The 20,354-nt window shown below is 65.1% G+C and carries 24 protein-coding genes; 23 read left to right on the top strand and 1 reads right to left on the bottom strand.

The annotated features are described in order from the left end of the window. The first annotated feature begins 14 nt into the window (after positions 1-14). The 22 genes from BLU04_RS14020 (at position 15) to BLU04_RS13920 (ending at position 18,317) form a co-directional block, all read left to right on the top strand. A complete protein-coding gene (locus tag BLU04_RS14020; RefSeq protein WP_093287354.1) occupies positions 15-2,099 on the top strand; it encodes a flagellar biosynthesis protein FlhA in 2,085 nt (694 codons plus the stop codon). 88 nt (positions 2,100-2,187) lie between these two features. Next, a complete protein-coding gene (locus BLU04_RS14015; protein WP_093287351.1) occupies positions 2,188-2,499 on the top strand; it encodes a hypothetical protein in 312 nt (103 codons plus the stop codon). A 25-nt stretch (positions 2,500-2,524) separates the two neighbouring features. After that, complete coding sequence (locus BLU04_RS14010) at positions 2,525-3,310, top strand: FliA/WhiG family RNA polymerase sigma factor (RefSeq protein ID WP_093287349.1); 786 nt, start codon at positions 2,525-2,527, stop codon at positions 3,308-3,310. Between the two features lie 22 nt (positions 3,311-3,332). Then, positions 3,333-4,196: a motility-associated protein gene (locus BLU04_RS14005; protein ID WP_093287346.1), complete on the top strand. Its 864-nt coding sequence runs from the start codon at positions 3,333-3,335 to the stop codon at positions 4,194-4,196. Between the two features lie 34 nt (positions 4,197-4,230). Next, positions 4,231-4,989 carry a flagellar motor protein MotB gene (locus BLU04_RS14000; protein WP_093287343.1) on the top strand — a complete coding sequence of 253 codons (759 nt, stop codon included), beginning with the start codon at positions 4,231-4,233 and terminating at the stop codon, positions 4,987-4,989. Then, complete coding sequence (locus tag BLU04_RS13995) at positions 4,986-5,372, top strand: hypothetical protein (RefSeq protein ID WP_093287340.1); 387 nt, start codon at positions 4,986-4,988, stop codon at positions 5,370-5,372. The genes BLU04_RS14000 and BLU04_RS13995 overlap by 4 nt, the downstream gene beginning before the upstream one ends. Positions 5,373-5,547: 175 nt before the next feature. Continuing rightward, positions 5,548-6,342: a flagellar hook-basal body protein gene (locus BLU04_RS13990; RefSeq protein WP_093287337.1), complete on the top strand. Its 795-nt coding sequence runs from the start codon at positions 5,548-5,550 to the stop codon at positions 6,340-6,342. Positions 6,343-6,384: 42 nt separating this feature from the next. After that, entirely contained in the window at positions 6,385-7,176 is a 792-nt protein-coding gene (gene flgG / locus BLU04_RS13985) for a flagellar basal-body rod protein FlgG (RefSeq protein WP_093287334.1), read from the top strand. Between the two features lie 19 nt (positions 7,177-7,195). Then, on the top strand, positions 7,196-8,281 hold the full coding sequence (gene flgA / locus BLU04_RS13980) for a flagellar basal body P-ring formation chaperone FlgA (RefSeq protein WP_093287331.1): 1,086 nt from the start codon (positions 7,196-7,198) through the stop codon (positions 8,279-8,281). A 5-nt stretch (positions 8,282-8,286) separates the two neighbouring features. Beyond that, positions 8,287-8,931 carry a flagellar basal body L-ring protein FlgH gene (locus tag BLU04_RS13975; RefSeq protein WP_157895370.1) on the top strand — a complete coding sequence of 215 codons (645 nt, stop codon included), beginning with the start codon at positions 8,287-8,289 and terminating at the stop codon, positions 8,929-8,931. A gap of 59 nt (positions 8,932-8,990) precedes the next feature. Further along, positions 8,991-9,137, top strand: coding sequence for a hypothetical protein (locus tag BLU04_RS16630; RefSeq protein WP_157895369.1), 147 nt, complete (start codon positions 8,991-8,993; stop codon positions 9,135-9,137). Positions 9,138-9,144: 7 nt separating this feature from the next. After that, the gene (locus tag BLU04_RS13970) at positions 9,145-10,374 is read left to right on the top strand and encodes a flagellar basal body P-ring protein FlgI (protein WP_093287326.1); all 1,230 of its coding nucleotides are present in this window, start codon (positions 9,145-9,147) and stop codon (positions 10,372-10,374) included. A 9-nt stretch (positions 10,375-10,383) separates the two neighbouring features. Next, positions 10,384-10,806, top strand: coding sequence for a hypothetical protein (locus tag BLU04_RS13965; protein ID WP_093287323.1), 423 nt, complete (start codon positions 10,384-10,386; stop codon positions 10,804-10,806). A 12-nt stretch (positions 10,807-10,818) separates the two neighbouring features. After that, positions 10,819-11,280 carry a flagellar export chaperone FlgN gene (gene flgN, locus BLU04_RS13960; protein ID WP_093287321.1) on the top strand — a complete coding sequence of 154 codons (462 nt, stop codon included), beginning with the start codon at positions 10,819-10,821 and terminating at the stop codon, positions 11,278-11,280. Positions 11,281-11,318: 38 nt separating this feature from the next. Further along, positions 11,319-12,890 carry a flagellar hook-associated protein FlgK gene (gene flgK / locus BLU04_RS13955; RefSeq protein WP_093287318.1) on the top strand — a complete coding sequence of 524 codons (1,572 nt, stop codon included), beginning with the start codon at positions 11,319-11,321 and terminating at the stop codon, positions 12,888-12,890. A 31-nt stretch (positions 12,891-12,921) separates the two neighbouring features. Continuing rightward, positions 12,922-13,878, top strand: a complete 957-nt coding sequence (locus BLU04_RS13950) for a hypothetical protein (RefSeq protein ID WP_093287315.1) — start codon at positions 12,922-12,924, stop codon at positions 13,876-13,878. Between the two features lie 9 nt (positions 13,879-13,887). Beyond that, positions 13,888-14,304: a flagellar assembly protein FliW gene (gene fliW, locus BLU04_RS13945; RefSeq protein WP_093287313.1), complete on the top strand. Its 417-nt coding sequence runs from the start codon at positions 13,888-13,890 to the stop codon at positions 14,302-14,304. Positions 14,305-14,319: 15 nt separating this feature from the next. Further along, the gene (gene csrA, locus BLU04_RS13940) at positions 14,320-14,577 is read left to right on the top strand and encodes a carbon storage regulator CsrA (protein ID WP_093287310.1); all 258 of its coding nucleotides are present in this window, start codon (positions 14,320-14,322) and stop codon (positions 14,575-14,577) included. 148 nt (positions 14,578-14,725) lie between these two features. Further along, entirely contained in the window at positions 14,726-15,454 is a 729-nt protein-coding gene (locus BLU04_RS13935; protein WP_157895368.1) for a hypothetical protein, read from the top strand. A gap of 145 nt (positions 15,455-15,599) precedes the next feature. Next, positions 15,600-16,121, top strand: coding sequence for a chemotaxis protein CheD (locus BLU04_RS13930; RefSeq protein WP_157895367.1), 522 nt, complete (start codon positions 15,600-15,602; stop codon positions 16,119-16,121). Continuing rightward, positions 16,118-17,014, top strand: a complete 897-nt coding sequence (locus BLU04_RS13925; protein WP_093287301.1) for an HDOD domain-containing protein — start codon at positions 16,118-16,120, stop codon at positions 17,012-17,014. The genes BLU04_RS13930 and BLU04_RS13925 overlap by 4 nt, the downstream gene beginning before the upstream one ends. Positions 17,015-17,063: 49 nt before the next feature. Then, positions 17,064-18,317: an acetylxylan esterase gene (locus BLU04_RS13920; RefSeq protein WP_093287298.1), complete on the top strand. Its 1,254-nt coding sequence runs from the start codon at positions 17,064-17,066 to the stop codon at positions 18,315-18,317. A 46-nt stretch (positions 18,318-18,363) separates the two neighbouring features. Here BLU04_RS13920 and BLU04_RS13915 read toward each other — a convergent pair whose 3' ends face one another. Next, positions 18,364-19,074 carry a type I 3-dehydroquinate dehydratase gene (locus tag BLU04_RS13915; RefSeq protein ID WP_157895366.1) on the bottom strand — a complete coding sequence of 237 codons (711 nt, stop codon included), beginning with the start codon at positions 19,072-19,074 and terminating at the stop codon, positions 18,364-18,366. Between the two features lie 172 nt (positions 19,075-19,246). Here BLU04_RS13915 and BLU04_RS13910 point away from each other — a divergent pair, with 172 nt between their 5' ends. After that, complete coding sequence (locus tag BLU04_RS13910) at positions 19,247-20,281, top strand: rod shape-determining protein (protein WP_093287293.1); 1,035 nt, start codon at positions 19,247-19,249, stop codon at positions 20,279-20,281. The last annotated feature ends 73 nt before the right edge of the window (positions 20,282-20,354 follow it).

The following is a 20,354-nucleotide window of genomic DNA, read 5'->3' as shown; positions in this document are numbered from 1 at the left end:
TTGCCATTGTTGTCATGAACGCCACCCTCATCAGCCGATTCATCCGGGGCGGAAGCGGCATCTTCAGCGTCGCGCTCCTCGGGATCGTCCTGATCCTGGTGCTGCCGATCTCGCCCGCGTTCATCGACCTCTTCCTGGTGATGAGCATGACGCTCTCGATCCTCATCATCCTCACGGTGGCGAACCTGAAGGACCCGACCGAGTTCTTCGTCTTCCCCACCGTCCTCCTCTTCACGACCCTCTTCCGTCTCGGCCTGAACGTGGCGACGACCCGCTCGATCCTGGTCAATGCCGACGCGGGCCATCTGATCACGGCCTTCGGCGAGTTCGGCGTCTCGGGGAACGCCGTCGTCGGGATCGTCGTCTTCATCATCCTGACGATCATCAACTTCATGGTCATCACGAAGGGCGCGGGCCGCGTCGCCGAGGTCTCGGCCCGGTTCACCCTGGACGCGATGCCGGGCAAGCAGATGGCGATCGATGCCGACCTCAACGCCGGGATCATCTCCGAGAAGGAGGCCCGGGACCGCCGCCAGGGCATCCAGCGGGAGGCGAGCTTCTACGGCGCGATGGACGGCGCCAGCAAGTTCGTCAGCGGCGACGCCATCGCCGGGATCATCATCACCCTCGTCAACCTGATCGGCGGCTTCGCCATCGGCGTGCTGCAGAAGGGCTACAGCGTCGAGGAATCGATTCACAAGTTCTCCCTCCTCAGTATCGGCGACGGCCTCGTCACCCAGATCCCGGCCCTGATCACCTCGGTCGCCGCCGGTATCCTCGTCACCCGTTCCAGCTCGGGCTCGGCCCTCGGGGAGGACTTCTCCAAGCAGCTCTTCGCCAGCGGCAAGGTCATGATCACGACGGGGGTCGCCCTCTGCGTCCTCGCCCTCGTCCCCGGCTTCCCCACCGTCTCGATGCTGGGCATCGGGGTGGTCCTCTTCGGCATCTCCTACTTCCTGCCGAAGAACAAGGTCGAGGCGGAGAAGCTCCAGCAGGAGCTGAAGTCGAAGGAGCAGAAAGACAAGGAAGCCCGGGACCGAGAACAGCGCCCCGAGACGATCCTGAAGCTCGACCCCCTTGCCCTCGAGATCGGCCTCGACCTCCTCCCCCTCGTCAACGGCAACGTGAAGGGGATGCTCGACCGCCTCAGCGTCCTGCGGCGGAGCCTCTCCCAGGACCTCGGTATCATCGTCCCCTCCATCGCGGTGCGCGACAACCCGAGCCTTCCCTCCCACCAGTATTCGTTCCTCCTCCGCGGCCACGACGTCGCCTCGGGCGACCTCTACCTCGGCCAGTTCCTCGCCATGGGCGTCGGGACCTCGCAGAAGCCGCTCCGGGGCCGCGCGACGAAGGAACCGGCCTTCGGCCTCCCCGCCACCTGGATCGTCGAGGCGGAGCGGCGCGAGGCGGAGCGCCTCGGCTACGCCGTCGTCGATCCGCTCTCGGTCCTCATCACCCACGTCAGCGAGACCCTCCGCCGCCACGCCGCCGACATCTTCACCCGGCAGGACACCCAGAACCTCCTCGACACGATCAAGGAGACCCACGTCGCCCTCCTCGCCGAAATCAAGCTCCTCCAGATCAACGTCGGCCTGATCCACCGCGTCCTCCAGGGGCTGCTCCGCGAGGGGATCTCGATCCGGGAACTCCCCGTCATCCTCGAAAAGCTCTGCGACCAGGTCGGCTACACGAAGAACCCCGACGAGATCGTCGAGGCCTGCCGCAAGGTCCTGAGCCTCGAGATCTGCCGCCACCTCGAGATCCAGGAGAACAAGCTCCTCTGCATCACGATGGTCCCGGAGCTCGAGCAATACGTCGCCAAGGGGGTCCGCCAGTCGCAGCAGGACATCTCCCTCGTCCTCGATCCCGGCATGGCCCGCCACCTCCACGAGCATCTCCAGCGCGGCAGCAAGGAACTCTCCCGCCAGGGCCGCAACCCGGTCCTCCTCTGCTCCCCCCTCGTCCGCCTGGGGCTGAAGCGGTTCTTCGCCGAGAGCTTCCCGCTCCTCCAGATCGCGGCCTACAACGAGATTCCGTCGAAGTACGACGTCCAGCCGGCCTACGCCATCCCGAACTATGCGGCGACGGCGCCGATCTAAAAGCGATGGCACTTTTTACATGTTTGTAAAACGGGGAATTGCCAGCCGCAACCGACTGAGATAAGCAAAGGAAAGGGGAGATACCGACATGTTCAAAATTCTGACCGAGACCAAACTCCCGCCGATGATCAACAAGGTCGTCGTCGTCGCCGGTTTGCTGGGCATGCTGGTCGGGCTCCTCCTGTGCTACACCAACCGGGAATCGCTTCCCTATTCGCTCCTTTTCGCCGCGCTCTTCGGCTGCTTCGCCGCCGCGGGGGTCAAGTTCGTCATCGTGAAATTCATCCGCGCCTGGATGGAAGGAAAGCTCGAGCAGGCCGCCAACGAGCGGGAAGAGGCCAAGCGGAAGGCCGAGGAATTGATGAAGGAAGACAAGAAGGACGAGCAGAAGAAAGCCTAGTCCCTCGATTTTTTCCCGAATTTCCATGGACCCGCAACCCTCTCCTCTTCCCCGCCGGGCGGTCGTGCCGCCGCCCCCGCCGCCCGTGAAGCGGACCGAGGAGGAGCGCGACACGCTGATCCGGTCCCTCCTGCCGATGGTGAACTTCGTCGTCGCCCGGATGGGGCTCTACCTGCCGCCCCACATCGCGCAGGACGACCTCATCAGCGCGGGCGTCATGGGCCTCCTCGACGCCGTCGACCGCTACGATCCCTCCCGCGGGACGACGCTGAAGACCTATTGCACCTTCCGCATCCGGGGCCAGATCCTCGACGAGCTCCGCCGCCTCGACTGGGTCCCCCGCTCGGTCCACAAGGATGCCCGGACCCTCGAGGCCGCCCAGGACGCCGCCGCCCAGCGCCTCGGCCGGGAGCCGACGGAGGACGAGCTGGCGAAGGAAATGGGGATGAGCGTCAAGGACCTCCTCGAGATGCTCGACCGGATCCGTCCCGTCTCCTATTTTTCCCTCCAGGAACCGGTCTTCAACAGCGAGGAGGGCGACTCTCTCTCCCACGAGGACGTTGTCGCCGATCCCACTTCTTTGACCCCATTTGCGAGCTTGCTAAATGAGGAGGATAAAGCCATTTTACGCATGACAATGGAAAAACTGCCCGTGCAGCAGCTCCATGTCCTGACGCTGTATTACATGGAAAACCTTCGCCTCAAAGACATCGCCGAGATCCTGAATATCACGGAATCCCGTGTCTCCCAGGTGCATACGCTGGCGATCACCCGGCTCCGTTCGACCTTCCTGAAGGAGCGGAAGCGGTAACCCCACAGAGAAAAGGACACCTATGTTGTTGCTTGCTGGTTGGGGTATCGTGTTCGGCTCGGTTTTCGGCGGCTTCCTGTACAACGGGGGCCACATGGAGTCCCTGCTCCACCCGGGCGAATGGTTCATCATCATCGGCGTCGGCGTCGGCTACCTCGTCGGCGGCAGCCCCGGTTCGGTCCTCAAGGCGACGCTCGCGAAGATGAAGCAGGCGACGGGGGCCGTACCCTATCCGCAGGAACGGTATCTCGATCTCTGCAAGGGGTTGTACGAGCTCTTCATGATCGCGCGCGAGCAGGGCGTCGTCGGCATCGAGGAACACGTCGTCAATCCGGCCTCGAGCCCGATCTTCTCGAAGTATCCCGCCTTCCTCGCCGACCACCACGCCATCGCCTTCCTCCAGGACGCCCTTCGGCCCCTCATCGAAGGCCGCATGAAGCCGGAACAGCTCCGCGTCTCCCTCACCGAGGAAGTGCAGAAGATCCACCACCACCAGCAGGGGCCGCTCATCATTCTCAACAAGGTCTCGGACGCGCTCCCCGGCGTCGGCATCGTCGCCGCCGTTCTCGGCATCGTCGTCACCATGGGCTTCCTCTCGGGTGAAAAGGCGGTCATCGGCGAGAAGGTCGCCTCGGCGCTCGTCGGCACCTTCCTCGGCCTCCTGCTCAGCTACGGCCTGATGCAGCCGCTCATCGTGAAGATCGAGTTCATCAACGAGGACGAGATCGCCTATTACCAGGTCATGTGCAACATGATCGTCAGCTACGCCAACGGTTCCCCGCCGATCATGGCCGCCGAATCGGGCCGCAAGGCGATTCCCCCCGACCGTCAGCCCGTGAGCGACGCGTTCGAGACCGAACTCAAATCCCTCAAGCGGCCCGCCTAGCCCCGGTGGCTAGCCAGGACCAGAAGTCACGACTATGGGCGGCGGACACGGAGGCGGAAGTTGGAAGGTCGCCTACGCGGACTTCATGACGTCGATGTTCGCGCTCTTCCTGTGCCTCTGGATCATGGGCGCCGACGAGGAGACGAAGCGCGCCATCGAGGACTATTTCCAAGGCAAGAAGACGAACATCCACGCGGGCCAGAAGGCGATCCTCGCGAAGGAAGTGACGCACGAGTACAAGCAGGTCCCACAGGACCACGCCAGCAAGGAGATGGTCTCGATCAATCCGCTCCAGCAGGCCGTCGAGGAGATCCGGAAGCAGCTGAGCAACAGCAGCGAGGTGGGCGACGACCAGATCCGCTTCGACTACACCGCCGACGGCGTCCGCATCACGATGATCGACAAGGCGAAGAAGCCGTTCTTCGAGCCGAACTCCCCCAACCTCACCGCCTTCGGCCAGTTCGTCCTCCAGACGATCGGTTGGCAGATCGAGCGGCTCCCCGTCCAGGTGGAGGTCGAGGGCCACGCCGAGCGTAGCGAGGGGAACGCCGACAATATCAAGGGGTGGGAGACCTCGACCCAGCGGGCCGTCTCCTCGGAGCAGGCCCTCGGCGACAGCGGGGTGAAGGCCTCCCAGTTCTTCCGCATCGCGGGGAAGGGCTCCTCCGATCCGATCGACCCGGCCAACCCCGGTTCCGAGGACAACCGGCGGATTGCGATTGTCTTGCGTCCGGGGGCGGGTGAAGATCCCGACAGTTTCCGTCAGAAAATGAAGGAATCCCAATCTCCATGAGCTTTCTCAATCCCGACGACAAGACCCGGATCCAGATCCGGAAGCCTTCCGCTCCCTCAGCCGCGCCTGCCGGGGCTCCCGCCGCGGGCGCTTCCCCCGTCGGCGTCGTGAAGGCCGGAGCCCCCGGAGTTCCGGGTAAGCCTCCGCTGCCGGGTGCCAAGCCCGGGCTGAAGCCGGGTGCCCCCGCCCCGAAGCCGGCGACCGCCGTCGTTGCCATCGTGAAGCAGAAAGCGCCGCCGAAGGTCGAGGTCCTGGAGACCGCTCCCGGCGTCTTTGAAGTCCACTTTTCCTGCTCCTGCGGGGAGCAGTATCTCATCCGCTGCGAGTCGGCCGACAAGGCCAAGGCGGAGGAAAAATCTTCCGCGCCCAATTTGCCCTCCTAGGCAAAAAAGCGGCAAAAAAATCCCTTTCCAAAAGGGACTTTCCTGCCGGTCCTCCGAAAAGAATCGGAGAAAACCGAGCCTTCCTCTCTTATGAGCCCTTCGGGGAGGGGATAAAATAGCCGTTCTCGATCCCGGGCAGGGGACTTGGCACAAGGCGTGCGAAGTATGAGGCAAGATGGAAATCGGCCTTTACGAAGCAGTCAGCGGGATGAAGTCGCAGGCGATCCAGCAGGAGACGATTTCCTCCAACCTGGCCCGCATGAGCATGCCCGGCAACAAGCGGACGATGGTCGCCTTCGAGATCCCGAAGGATTCCGACCTCCAGAAGGGGGGCAACATCCCCGGCACCATCCGCCGCCTCGGCATGAAGGCCGCCCCGCTCCAGGCCCGCACCGTCACCGATTTCACCCCCGCCGAGGTCGCCCGGACCGGCGCCGATTACGATTTCGGCATTGTCGGCGACGGCTTCTTCAAGGTCCGCGAACAGGACGGCTCCACTTCCTACACCCGGGACGGCCAGTTCCACCTCACGAACGAGGGGAAGATGGTGACCCTCGACGGCGCCACCGTCCTCGGCGAAGGGGATGCCCCGATCACGATCGCCGCGAAGGACTCGGTCAAGGTCAAGGTCGACCCGAACGGCGTCATCCGGGCCGACGACGGCGCGAAGAGCGTCAAGATCGGCAGCCTCACCTTCGCCCACTTCGACGATCCCCGGACCGTCCTCTCCCTCGGCGCTCCCAACGGCCGCTTCGTCGCCAGCAGCGAGGCCCCCCCCACCGCCTTCAAGTCCGGCCTGGGCAAGGACAGCGCCGTGATGCAGGGCGCGCTCGAAAGCTCCAACGCCAACTCGGTCAGCGAGATGGTCAGCCTCGTCAACGTCGTCCGCGCCTACGAGGCCAGCCAGAAGCTCACCACCGCCGAGGACACCCTCACCGGCGACATCGTCCACGCGATGAACAACACCTAAGACGGCCCCTTTTCCCATTCCTAACCCGAGAGACCCAAGACCATGATCCGTTCCCTCTACTCCGCCGCCAGCGGGATGCTCGCCCAGCAGACGAACATCGACGTCATCGCGAACAACCTGGCCAACGTCAACACGCCCGGCTTCAAGGGCTCGACGCCCCAGTTCGAGGATCTCCTCTACGATACGCAGAAGCAGCCCGGCACCGAGCTCGGCACCGGCGACAAGACCCCGGGCAGCCTCGCGGTCGGCTACGGCACGAAGGTCACCGCCACGGCCCGCGACTTCACCCAGGGCGAATTCGTCGCCGGGGATCCCCAGTATAGCGTCGCGATCAGCGGCCGCGGCTTCTTCAAGGTTCTCATGACCGACGGCTCCGGGACCAACGGCTACACCCGCGCGGGCAACTTCGCCCTGAACGCGAACGGCGAAATCGTGACCCCCGACGGCGCGAAGCTCGTCGGCGCCCCGACGATCCCGACGGGGACGAAGTCGGTCTCCATCGGGCCGGACGGCACCGTGACGCTGACCGACTCGACCGGCCAGACGGCCAGCGCCGGTCAGATCACCCTCTCCGACTTCATCAATCCGAACGGCCTCAAGGCCGAGGGCAACAACCTCTTCACCGAGACCCCCGCCTCCGGCACCGCGACCGAAGGCAAGCCCGGCTCGACCGGCCTCGGCTCCCTCCAGCAGGGCTACGTGGAAAACTCGAACGTCTCCGTCGTCAACGAGATGGTGAAGATGATCCAGGCCCAGCGCGCCTACGAGGTCAACTCCAAGGCGATTCAGGCCGCCGACAACATGATGGAGCAGGCCGACAACCTCCGCCGCTAAACCTTTCCCCACCTGACCGATGAAAACCTTCCGCCTCTCCGCTTCCGCGCTGGTGCTGGCTTCCCTCGCCGGAAGCCTCGGCCACCTCGGCGCGCAGCAGCTCGCCTCCTTCCAGGCGTCGGGCCAGGTTTTCTCCGCCGCCCAGGCTCCGGCCACCGCCGCCGACGCGGCTCCCGCTCCCGCGCCGGCCCAGGGCGTGACGATCAGCGCGCCTTCCGACCGGGTGATCCTCCAGTTCCGGCAGGAGACCGACATCGTCGGCGGCACGGTGGTGCTGGGCGATCTCGTCGCCTCGGACAAGCCGCTGCCCGCCGACCTGGCCGCGATCCCGATCGCCGTCGCCCCCGCCTTCAACACGAGCCGGATCGTCTCCCGCAACGCCGTCGAGGGGGTCCTCCTCGGCCATCCCGAATTCCGCTCCTACAGCCTTATCGGCGTCGACAGCTGCATGGTGAAGCGCCCCGGACGCACCGTCTCCGCCGCCGAGCTCCCCGCCGTCCTCCTCCCCGAGATCCAGCGGGCCACGCAGGGCGCGGGCGACGTGAAGATCGAGGAAGTCGCCCGCATCCAGGGCGGCATGATCCCCGCCGGGCGGATCGGCGCGCAGGTCCAGCTGGGCGACGGCGCGCTGAACCACACCTGGGGCACCGCGACGGTCCGCTACTACTCCGGCACGGGGGAACTCGTCGGAACCTCGACGGTCAGCTTCCGCTGGAGCTGGCAGCGGACGGCGTGGATCGCCCTCCGCCCCATCTCCCCCGGCGAGGAATACAACCCGATCGATTTCCGCGAGACCGCCGTCGACGGCATCAAGCTCGGCACGAACTTCGTCGACAAGCTCCCCGACCCGGGCGAGCTGGTCGCCGCCCGGCTGATCCCCGTCGGGACCGTCCTGGTGCCGAACGCCCTCGCGCCGAAGAAGATCGTGCAGAAGGGGAAGAACGTCACGGTGACCTACAACCAGAATCACGTGAAGATCAGCATGAGGGGCCTTTGCCTTCAGGACGGGGCCCGGGGCGAGGTGATCCCGGTGAGGAACATGAACTCCCAGAAGACGATCTACGCCAAGGTCGTCGGGGAACAGGAATTGGAGATCGTTCAATGAATCGGATGTCGGCTTTGCTCTTTGCCGCAGTGTTGCTCTTCGTCGATCGCGGCTTCGCCGAGGTCCTCGGGCCGGGCCGGATCTCGCCTTACAGCGCCCCGGGCTCGATCTTCCCCGCCGATCCGAACTCGGTCGGCGGCCGCTCGAAGTCGCTTTATTCCGATCCCTCGGCCTGCAGCATCGGGGACACGGTGACGATCGTCGTCAACCTCAGCCAGGTGTCGACCCGGGCGAAGACCCTCGCCACCGGCAAGACCGCCAGCGTCAACGACAGCGTCACCTCCTTCCTCATCCCGAACAACGTCGCCGGGAACTACGGCAACCAGTGGGCCGGGGCGCAGACCTTCGCGGGGAGCGGCTCCCAGACCAGCAACGAGGTCATGACGACGACGGTCCAGGCCCGGATCACCGAGGTCTATCCGAACGGCACCTTCCGCGTCGAGGCGCTCCGCGTCCAGCAGAACGACAAGGAACGGACGACCCTCACCCTCTCCGGCATCGTCCGCCAGCAGGACCTCGACGCGACCAACGCGGTCAGCTCGACCCAGGTGGCCGATCTCCAGATCAAAAGCGACGGCGTCGGCGACGTCACCCGCGCCACCCGCAAGGGCTGGATCACCACCATCTACGAGTTCATCAACCCTTTCTAGCCTGAGGCCCCAAGTCCAGTCCCCTCCGACACTCTTAACCGCCAACCGCTTTACCCCACGTGAACAAACTGACCCTCCTCGCCGCCCTGGTGCTCTTCGGAGTCCTCCTCAGCCTGGCCTCGACCTCGCCGAAGGCGTCGGCCACCGCCGCCGCCGTCGCGGGGCAGGGGAGTGCGAAGCCGTTCCTCGTCGAAGGCAATCACTAATCCGCCCATGAACCTCTCTCTCAAAACCCTGGCCGCCCTCGTCCTCCTCGGCGCGCTCTCCCTCGGCACCGCCTCGGCGCAGTCCCGGGTGAAGGACGTCGCCGACGTGCAGGGGAACCGGGACAACTTCCTCTACGGCTACGGCATCGTCTCCGGCCTCGCGGGGCAGGGCGATTCCGACCCGATCAGCACCCAGCAGGTCGTCTCCAACTTCCTGAAGAACTTCGGCCTCACGATCACCGCCCAGAACATCAAGGCGAAGAACTCGGCCGCCGTCATGGTCACCGCCCGGATCGGCGCGGGGCTCCGGAACGGCAAGAAGTTCGACGTCGTCGTCTCCTCCCTCAGCGATGCGAAGTCGCTCCAGGGCGGCACCCTCCAGCTCACCTACCTGATCGGCCCGGACAAGCAGGTCTACGCCCAGGCCCAGGGGCCGCTCTCCATCGGCGGCTTCACCCTCAGCGCCGGGGCGGGCGCGGCGCCGGGCGGCGGCGCGGGGGCCGAGTTCACGAAGAACCATCCCACCGTCGGCATGATCCCCGACGGGGCGATCATGGAACGTGAAATCCCCACCAGCTACTTCGCCAGCGGCGCCCTGGAGATCTCCCTCCGCGCCCCCGACTTCACCTCCGCCGTCCGCCTCGCCAACGCGGTCAACGAGCAGATCGGGCCGATCGCCGAGGCCCTCAGCTCGAGCACCGTCCGGGTCTTCGTCCCCAAGGAAGCGCAGGCCGAGGACAAGCAGCTCGAATTCATCGCCCGCGTCGAGAACGTCGTCTTCCGGCCCGACGTCCCCGCCCGGATCATCATGAACGAGCGGACCGGCACCATCGTCTTCACCTCGGCGATCAAGATCGACTCCGTCGCCATCGCCCACGGCAACCTCACCGTCCAGGTCGCCCAGAGCTACGATGTCTCCCAGCCGCCTCCCGGCACGGGCAACACCGCGATCGTCAACAACGGGAACGGGACGATCACCGGCGGCGGCGCGGCGGCGGCCCCGGCGGGCCCCGGCGGCCCCGTCACCGGCGCGCCCGGGGCGGCGATCGCCACCCCCAACGTCAGCCTCAACGTCCAGGAAGAGAAAAAGAAGATCATCGTCTTCAACGACCTCGCCACCGCCCAGGACGTCGCCGCGGCGCTCAACGCCCTCGGCGTCACGCCCCGCGACGTGATGGCGATCTTCCAGGAAATCAAGGAAGCCGGCGCCCTCCAGGCCGACCTCGTCGTCCACTAAGCCAAAACCATGACGATCTCCTCCATCAACTCGATCGCCTCCCAGGCCGGCCAGCCCGTCACCGCCCCCGCGTTGAAGGAGGCCGACACGAAGAAGCTGAAGGACACCGCCGTCCAGATGGAGGCGACGTTCAACGGCTACATGCTCGACGAAATGGTGAAGGGCCTCCCCGGCACCTCGGGCGGCAAGACCGACGAGTTCTCCGGCGAGGTCTTCGGCGGGATCTTCAAGCAGGCCATCGCCACCCAGATGGCCCAGCAGAACACCGGCCCCACGGGCATCGCCCAGCAGATGTACCAGCAGATGTTGCAGAAGCACGCCCGTTCCGAGGCGCAGAAGCAGGGCATCGCGCTCCCCGCCGGATCGCTGATCGCCCTCCGCGCCACCGCCGTGAACCCTGCCGACGAGCCCCTGACCCCTCTTTCCAAATAACATCCCCAATTTATGACCACCGCGACCTCCGAAACCCTCCCTGTCGAAAACGAAGCCGGCCAGATCGTCCTCCAGCAGCTCGAAGAGATGCTCGACGAATTGATCCAGTGCCAGCGGGACGAGCAGGAATGCATCCTGAACCGGGACGTGACGCGGCTTCCCACGATCTGCGAGAAGATCACCCACCTCACGACGAACCTGGAACGGCACCAGCTCAACCTCAAGACCTTCATCCAGGCCCGCCCGCTCTCCGAGGGGCAGGACCGCCTCCGGCAGGAGTGCGTGAAGAAGTTCCGCCGGATGCAGGACCTCGCCCAGCAGAACCACATGCTCCTGGAGAACAGCCTCCGCTTCCTCCAGCAGGTGATGTGCGAGTTCCTCGGCGCGAAGCGGAAGCAGACCACCTACAACCACATGGGATCGATCTCCAGCGCCTTCGCGGGCAGCGGCCTGCTGATGGACGTGAAGGTCTAGGTTTTTTCTGAAACAGGAATAGGAGCGAGGAACGCATTATGGCACACAGTCTTGGTCTTGCGGGCGGAATCTACCTGGGCAACGGCGCGTTGCAGGTCGCCCAGCTGCAGATCCAAACGGCCGGTCGCAACGTCGCGAACGCCTCCACGGAGGGGGCGTCCCGCCAGCGCGTCGTCTCCACGGAGGACATCACGCTGAACATCGGCGGCGGCGACATGAGCATCGGCGTCGTCAGCCTCGGCCTCACCTCGCTCCGCAACAAGTACCTCGACACCCAGGTCCAGAACGAGAACTCCAACCTCGGCTACGCGACCGAGATGGATTCCTTCACCGCCGAGGCGCAGGACGCCCTCGCGGAGCAACTCAGCAGCACCCAGCTCGATCCGACCCAGGCGACGAGCCAGACCGGCCTCACCTCGGCGGCGACGAACCTCTACACCGCGTGGAGCGCCCTCGGCGCGAACCCGACCTCGGACAACTACCGGGATGCGGTCTCCAGCGCGGCGAACTCCTTCGTCACGACGGCGAAGACGATCTACAACCAGATCGCCAGCGTGAAGGAAGGCGGCTTCACCGAGGCCAACACCGAGGTCGCGACGGTCAACTCCCTGACCACCGAGATCGCGAACTACAACGTCCAGATCTCGAAGGCCGAGCTCAACACGGCGACGGCCCAGGGCGTCCCCCTGAACCAGGCCGACGACCTCCGCGACGCCCGGCAGCTGGCGGTGGAGCAGCTTTCCAAGCTCGCGAACGTCACGGTCACGACGAACGCGCAGCACAGCAACATGATCGACATCGCGTTGACCGACACCCCCGGCGTCTCCCTCGTCACCGGGATCTACGGCGGCGGCGCGGGGACCAGCTACGCCCTCTCCGTCACCGGTTCCGACCCGACGACGGGCGCGACCGGCTACGCGATCGGCAACGACCTCACCCTGACCGCCACCTCGGCGTCGAACGGGACGACGACGGCCTCGCCGACGGGCGGCAGCCTCGGCGGCCTCCTCAACATCGACAACAACGTGATCGGCAAGGAGCAGACCACCGCGAGCGCCTTCAGCGGCGGCTCCTCGCTCCTCGACCGCTACAACACTTTCATCAACAACGTCGTCACCGGGATCAACTCCGCGGTGGCCTCGGGCTACGACCAGAACGGTGCCGCCGTGACCACTCCCTTCTTCACCACCAGCTCCTCCTCCTCGACCGCCAGCACCGGCGCCTTCGACCTCGCCGTGAACCAGGTCTACGACCTGAACAACGCGAACTACAACAACGACCTCATCCCGGCGGCGACGACGACCGCCGGCCAGCTCGACGGCAGCAACGCGACGAAGATCGCGGCGCTGGCCGACGATCCCAGCACGCTCTCCTTCTACAAGTCGGTCGTCACGACGACGGCGGCGGCCCGGAGCGCGGCGGCGACGAACCTCACTTCGCAGAATCTCATGAGCACCCAGGTCACGAACCAGCGGAACTCGGTTTCCGGCATCTCGGTGAACGACGAAACCGTCGACCTCCTCACCTTCCAGCGCGCCTTCGAGGCCTCCTCGAAGTTCATCAACACGCTGGACCAGATGTACCAGACGATCATCAACAACCTCGGTTAAGCCCCAGAGTTAATCCCAAGGAGAAATTCCCATGCGCGTCACCTCCCAGACCTTCCCGAACCAGCTCAAGGACACCACGAGCACCCTCCTGAGCCGGGAAAACAAGCTGAGCCAGCAGATCTCGACCGGGATGAACATCCTCGACCCGTCGGACAACGTCGCCGGGTTCGGCGACCTCAACAACTACCGGACGAACGAGCTGCAGACCCAGCAGTATTCGGCGAACACCGACTCCGCGACGCTGGCGGCCCAGAACAGCTACCAGGGGATGGCCGACCTCCAGACGCTGATGAGCCGCGCCAGCGAGCTGATCACCTCGGCCAACGGCGTCTCCGACGCCTCCACCTACCACATCATCGGCCAAGAAATGGGGACGATCGCCGACCAGATCGCCTCGATCGCGAACCGGTCGACGAACGGCGTCTACCTCTACGGCAGCACCGGGAACGTCCCCCCCCTCGTCTCGAACCCGAGCGCGCCGCCCAGCTACGTCTTCAACAGCTCGGCCAATTACAGCTCCAACGTCACCTCCTACGAGATCAACGCGAACCTCAGCGTGAACATCGGCCTCACCGCGGGGAGCAGCACCGCGGGCTTCAACGGCTTCCTCTACAAGGCGGGCCAGACGAGCACCGACACCTACACCCTCATCGCCTCCCTGGCGACGGAGATGCAGAACGCGACCTCGACGGCCGATCCCTTCGCGGCGGAGGGCGGCTACGCCTCGGCCATGCAGCAGGTCAACGCCGCGGTCTCCCTCTCCTCGGAGAGCGTCGGCATCGCCTCGGCGAAGCTGACCCAGCTCTCGACGAACGCGACCGCGCTGACCAACCAGATGACGAACCTGAGGAAGCAGGCCAGTACCCTCAGCGACGCCAACACGGCGAACCTGGCCACCGACCTGACGACGGTGCAGACGGCCTATCAGGCGGCATTGCAATCGGGCGCGAAGATCCTCAACATGAGCCTGCTCGATTACATCACCTAATTCTTATCCATGGCCGAACTTGACCCCATCGAGAGGGAAATCCTCGATAAAACCTTCACGTTTCCGCAGGGGATCCCCGGTTTCCCCACGCTCCACCGCTTCGTCTTCTCGCAGGAGGAGGGCCACCGCCCCTTCACCGTCATGCGGAGCGTCGAGGACGTCAACGTCGCCTTCGTGGTGATCGAGGCCTTCTACCTGAAGCCCGATTACGTCATGGACGTCGACGACATCGAGCTCGAGCCCATCGGTTCCCCCGGGCCGCTCGACTGCGTCATCCTTTTCATCATCCGCCTCGAAAGCGGGAAGCCGTTCCGCATCCACGCGAACCTCCGCGCGCCTCTCGTCCTCCACAAGGAGAAGAAGCTGGGCAGCCAGATCGTCCTCCACGATGCCCGCTACTCCGAGCAGGAAACCTTCGAATTCTAGAAAGGAAAACCCACCATGTTAGTACTTTCCAGAAAGCCCGGAGAATCGATCAAGCTGGGAGACGAGATCGAGGTTGTCATCGTCGCCGTCGAGGGCCAGCGCGTCCGCATCGGCATCAAGGCCCCCCGCGAAGTCCGCATCCTCCGCACCGAAATCGACCCGAAGATCATCCAGTCGAACCAGGACGCCGTCCTGAAGCCGAACGTCCTTCCCGCCGACCTCCTGCGGCAGGCCGCCGAGGCCCGCGCCCGCAAGGACGGGGAGGGGAAGTAATTTTACCCGGAAAGCCGATTTGGAATGGGTCTTGCTTCTTTTTAATCAATGAGAAGGACGCGATTTTATGTTTTTTTAATTAAAAACTGGACGCCCCTCTCTGCAATTGATTTAGTGTGGTAGATTTAATCTGAAGGATCACAGGGTTATGAACTCACAGTCAGGGAAGGCGACCCCCGAAATTTTGCTGGTCTTGGCGATCATCGCCCTGGCCTGCTTCGTCGGCGTCCAGAAATTCCTCCTCGATAAGAAATTCCTCGCGGTCCAGGAGAAGATCGACGGCGTCAAGAAGGACGGCGAAGACAACGTCAGCAAGCTGAGCGCGAACCTCAACAGCCGCTACCTCCAGCTCCTCAAGCTTTCCGAAGAGATCGCCATGCAGCAGGGCCGCTTCGTCACGATCGAGCGTTCCCTGGCCGCCGAGCGGGAATCGATGTCGACGCTGCAGGACGACTTCAAGCGCGATCTCGACGCCGTCCGCAAGAAGGACGGCGAGCACGCCGCGGCCGTCGCGACGCTCGAGGACAAATTCAAGAACGAGATCGCCGCGAAGGAGCGGAGCATCGGCCAGCTGCAGACCGAGTACGACGGCCTGAAGAACCTGATGGACGACCAGTCTGCCCTCCTCGTCATGGTACGCGAGCAGTCGATCCTCAACAGCGCCGGCGGCGGCGCGGGAGCGGGCGGGGCCGGCGGCAACGGCGCCGCGGGGAGCGCGACGCCCCAGCCCATCGACGTCTTCCCCACCCCGGCCACGCCCCAGTCTCCCGATTCGGTCGCCGGAAGCTCCCTCGTCCCGATTCCCTCGGGCTCCTCCCCCTCGACGCCGCAGCCGGCGCCGGTCCCCGTCCACGACGCGGGTCCGAACATGAAATAACACCTAGGAAGACCTTCTTCCTCGACAGCCCCCGAGCCGGGACAGTATTGTGCGGCGAATGTTCGCGCTGCGGGCTCGGTGAAGGGCGATGTCGCCCCGCCGTTCCGGGCTTGAATCCTTTATAGCCTCTTCGGAAAGTGACTGTTTGAACACCCCGCTTGCCCCCACCTCAGCGTCGGGAACGGAATATCGGGAAACGATCGTCGGAGTGGCCGATATCAAGATGGCCTCCGGGGCCTCCTGGATCATCACGACCTACGCCCTCGGTTCCTGTCTCGGCATCACCCTCTACGATCCGGCCAAGAAGATCGGCGGAATGCTCCATGCGATGCTTCCCGACTCGAAGCTCCACCAGAGCCAGGGCGCGACGAAGATCGCCATGTTCCTCGACAGCGGGATGAACGAGCTCCTCGCCCAGCTCAAGAAGGCGGGCGCGGGAAGCCACCTGGAGTGCAAGGTCTTCGGCGGCTCCCAGGTGATGAGTGCCGACAAGTTCTTCCGCATCGGCGACCGGAACATCGAGACCTTCAAGACCCTCAGCCAGACCCTCGGCCTCCGCGTCGGTGCCTGGGAAGTCGGCGGCCACGTCAATCGAACGATCAAATTCTATCTCGAATCGGGACAGGTCTCCGTTCGGACCCCCAACCAACCTCTCTTTTGGAAATGAGCGATCCCACGCCCACGCCGCCTCCGGGACAGCCGCTGCCTCTCAGCCTCGTTTGCGAGATGGCGCGAAGCATTCCCTGCTCCCCCTGGCTCCTGCCGCCCCTCATGGACCTCCTCTCGAAGCCCGAGAAGGCCGAGGCGAACGACGTCCAGTCGATGATCATGAAGGACCCCGGCCTCTCCACGGCGGTCCTGCGGATGGCCAACTCGGCCTTCTTCGCCTCTTCCGCCCAGTGCGAGACCGTGGCCGACGCCGTCGTCCGGATCGGCTTCAAGCAGCTCTACCGCATCGCCGCCGGTTCCCTCGCGGGCCGCTGGCTGGCGAATCAGCCCGTCGGCGCCTACGGCTGGGAGCCGGGCGATCTTTACAAGCATTCCCTCTGCGTCGCCGTCGCCTCGGAAGCGCTCGCGAAGAAGGTCGGTCACGGCATCCAGCCGGAGCTGGCCTACACCGCGGGCCTCCTCCACGATGTCGGCAAGCTCGCCCTGGCGCACGCCTGCGCCGATCAGTTCGAGCGGATCCGCGTCCACCAGCTGGAAAAGAACATCCCCTGGCGCCAGGCGGAACACGATCTCCTCGGCTACGACCACACCGACGTCGGCGGCGTCCTCACCGAAGGCTGGGGCTATCCCGTCAGCCTCATCGAGGTGGCCTGCTACTATCCCCGTCCTCGGATGGCGGGCAACGAGCAGCAGCCGCTGGTCGCCCTGGTTCATGCCGGGAAGCACCTGGCGACGAGCATGGGCTATGGCGTCGGCGAGGACGGTTTCAGCGTCGAACTCGACGAGGAACTCCTCCAGCGCCTCGGCGTGACCGAGGAACTGCTCGAGAAGCTCCTCCCCGAGATCGTCACGGGGACCGAGAAGCTCCTCAGCAGCGGCATTCCTTCCTAGACATTCGGCCCTTTCAAAAAGGGCGGTTCTCGCATAGGATTTCTGTCCCATGCGTTGCCTTCTCTCCGCCCTACTCCTGTTTCCCTCCCTGGCCTTGTGGGCCGGGGAACTGACGCTGATCGGGACGACCGACAAGGAACAGGCCTTCTACGATCCCGGCGAAAAAATGGTCTTCACCATCCGCCTCGCCGACGGTGCGGCTCCCGATGCGAAGCTCGTCGCCGGGAAGAAGCTGAAATGGACTCGCACCGGCGATGACGCGAAGACCGAGACCGGCGAGATGGTTTCGTCCGAGACCGAGCCGCTGGTCATCACGACCTCGATCGACAAGCCGGGCTTCGTCCGCATCGAGGTCGCCGCGCTCGACGAGGGGGGGAAGCCGCTCGTCAATTCCAAGGGATCGGTCCGCTTCGACGGCGGCGCGGGAGTCGAGCCGGAGAAGCTCGAGGGCGTTCCCGAACCGGCCGATTTCGACTCCTTCTGGACCGCGCAGAAGGCCCGCCTCGCCGAGGTGCCGATGAAGGTCTCCCTCACCGAGATTCCCTCACCCGATCCCGCCTTCGTCGTCTATGACGTGAAGATCGATTGCGCCGGCGGAAAGCCGGTCTCGGGCTATTTCACCAAGCCGAAGGACGCCGCGCCGAAGTCGCTCAAGGCCCGCGCCGGATTCATGGGGTACGGCGTCGGCAGCCCTCCGATCGACCGGGAGAAGGAGACGTTGGTCTTGACCATCAACGCCCACGGCATCGAGAACGGCAAGGACGCCGCCTACTATGAGGCGTTGAAGAATGGCGAGCTGAAGGGCTATGCCTTCAAGAACGACGAGAACGCCAAGCCGGAGACGGCCTACTTCAACGGGATGATCCTCCGGGTGCTGCGGGCGCTTGAATTCCTCAAGAGCCAGCCGGAGTGGAACGGGCACGATCTCATCGTCAGCGGCGGCAGCCAGGGCGGCTTCCAATCGCTGGCCGGGGCGGCATTGGACAAGGACGTCACGCTCTGCCGGGTCGGCATTCCCTGGTGCTGCGACCTGGGAGGGATCACTCTCGGGCGGCTCCGGGGCTGGCGGCCCGATTACGTCGCCGGTCTCGGCTATTACGACGGGGCCAACATGGCGAAGCGGATTACCTGCCCCACGACGATCGTGGCCGGTCTCGGCGATTACGTCTGCCCGCCGTCGGGGGTCTGCGTCCTCTACAACAACCTGAAAGCGGCCGCTTCGCGGCAGCTGGAGTTCGTGCAGGGGAGGACCCACGCCTTCGCGCCCGCCGTGGCGCAGCGGACGACGCTGAAGAGTCCTTAGGGCCATCTCCATTCATCGGCGGGCCGCCGATGAATGGAGATGGGTCCTAGGCCGGCAGCGTCTTGCGGAATGCCGCCAGCGCCTTGGCCGAGGGCTGGCCGGGGGCGGCGGGGCGGTCGAGGTAGCCGTAGAGGAGCTTCGATCCGAGGCTGCCCAGCACCTCGCGCGAGAGGTTGCCGTGGGGGCCGACGCCCATGACGGCCCACGGCTGCCTTCCTTTTTCCTCCAGCAGAACGCGGGCCAGGAGCGCGAGATCGGCCTGGCTCTCGATCCGCGCCGCGATCTTCGCGAGGGTCGGCTTCGCCTTGCGGAACGCCGCGATCCACCGGCGGAGCAGGGCCGGGGTGAGGGGCTTCGGGATCGAGTGGGCGGAGAGGATGACGGTCTTGCCGGTCACCTTCGCGGCCTCTAGGATGCCCTCCAGCTCGTTGCGGGAGGCGAGCTCGAGGTCGATCGCCTCGGCCTCGTGCATGAGGAAGGCGTAGGCCTCGGTCCGCTCGCCCGGTTTCCAGGCGCGGACGCCGCCCTCGGCGGGGATGCGGCAGGTGAGAAGGACGGGGAGCTTCCGGCGGCGCAGGGCGGGCTCGATGGCGTCGATGGTCAGCCCGGCCTTGAGGAGGGCGTCGACCCGGACTTCGGCCAGGTCGGCTCCGATCCCGTTCCCGACGAGGGAGGCGAGGAGCGCGAGTCCCTTCGGGGTCGTCACGGTGCCGACGATGAGGGGGCGGGTCGAAAGCGGGGGGAAGGAGAGGGGCATAAGGAGGTGAATGAGGCGGGAAGGGGAGGGAATCGTCGAACAGCCGGGGGCGAAGGTCAAAACGTATTTTCCTCTGTACAAACCCGAAAGACTTTGCCAAAACACACTTAAGCGGCTAATCCAGATGGATTCAGTTACCCCCGTTTTCCGTTTTAAAAATTGATATAACTCTATGCTTTTCAAATCCTTTTCGAGTTTCTTCACAAATGACATTGGTATCGATCTCGGCACGGCGAATACACTGGTCTACGTAAAAGACCGGGGAATCGTTTTGCGCGAGCCGTCGGTCGTCGCGATCCAGCAGGGGACGAAGAAAGTCCTCGCCGTCGGCGACGAGGCGAAGCGGATGCTCGGCCGCACTCCCGGCAACATCATCGCCGTCCGTCCACTGAAGGACGGGGTCATCGCCGATTTCGAGATCACCGAGGCGATGCTCAGCGCCTTCATCCGCAAGGTCCAGAACCGCCTCAAGCTCCGTCCGCCCCGGGTCGTCATCGCGGTGCCGAGCGGCATCACCGAAGTCGAGAAGCGCGCGGTGCAGGATTCCGCCCGCCACGCCGGGGCGCGTGAGGTCCACCTGATCGAGGAGCCGATGGCGGCGGCGATCGGCGTCGGCCTTCCCGTGCAGGAAGCCGCGGGCAACATGATCGTCGACATCGGCGGCGGCACCACCGAGGTCGCCATCATCTCCCTCGCGGGCATCGTCTACAGCCGCAGCGTCCGCGTCGCGGGCGACGAGCTCGACGAGAGCATCATCAATTACATGCGCCGGGCCTACAACCTCATGGTCGGCGAGCGCACCGCCGAGGAGATCAAGATCAAGATCGGCTCCGCCTATCCCCCCGAGAAGGAGACGACGATGGAAGTGCGCGGCCGCGACCTCGTCGCCGGCCTCCCGAAGACCCTCACGATCACCTCGCAGGAAGTCCGCGAGGCGCTGATGGAACCGGTCTCCGTCATCGTCGAGTCGGTCCGCATCACGCTGGAGCGCTGCCCTCCGGAGCTCTCCGCCGACCTCGTCGAGCGCGGCATCGTCCTCGCGGGCGGCGGCGCGCTGCTGCGCGGCCTCGACCGCCTGCTGGCCGAGGAGACCGGCCTTCCCGTCCACGTGGCGGAAGACCCCCTCAGCGCCGTCGCGGAAGGAACCGGCAAGGTGCTGGAAGAATTCCGGTACCTTCGCAAGATTTCCGAAGGTGAAGGCTCCTGAGCCTAATCTCGGTATCCCACTCCCCGCCGCGCTCCGCCGTCCCCTGACGGCGGGTGCCGGCGTACCGATGTCG

The sequence above is a fragment of the Verrucomicrobium sp. GAS474 genome (assembly GCF_900105685.1).
Classification (GTDB): Bacteria; Verrucomicrobiota; Verrucomicrobiia; order Methylacidiphilales; family GAS474; genus GAS474.
The sequence above is the reverse complement of the archived record's forward strand: the minus strand, read 5'-3'. Positions and strand labels throughout refer to the sequence as shown.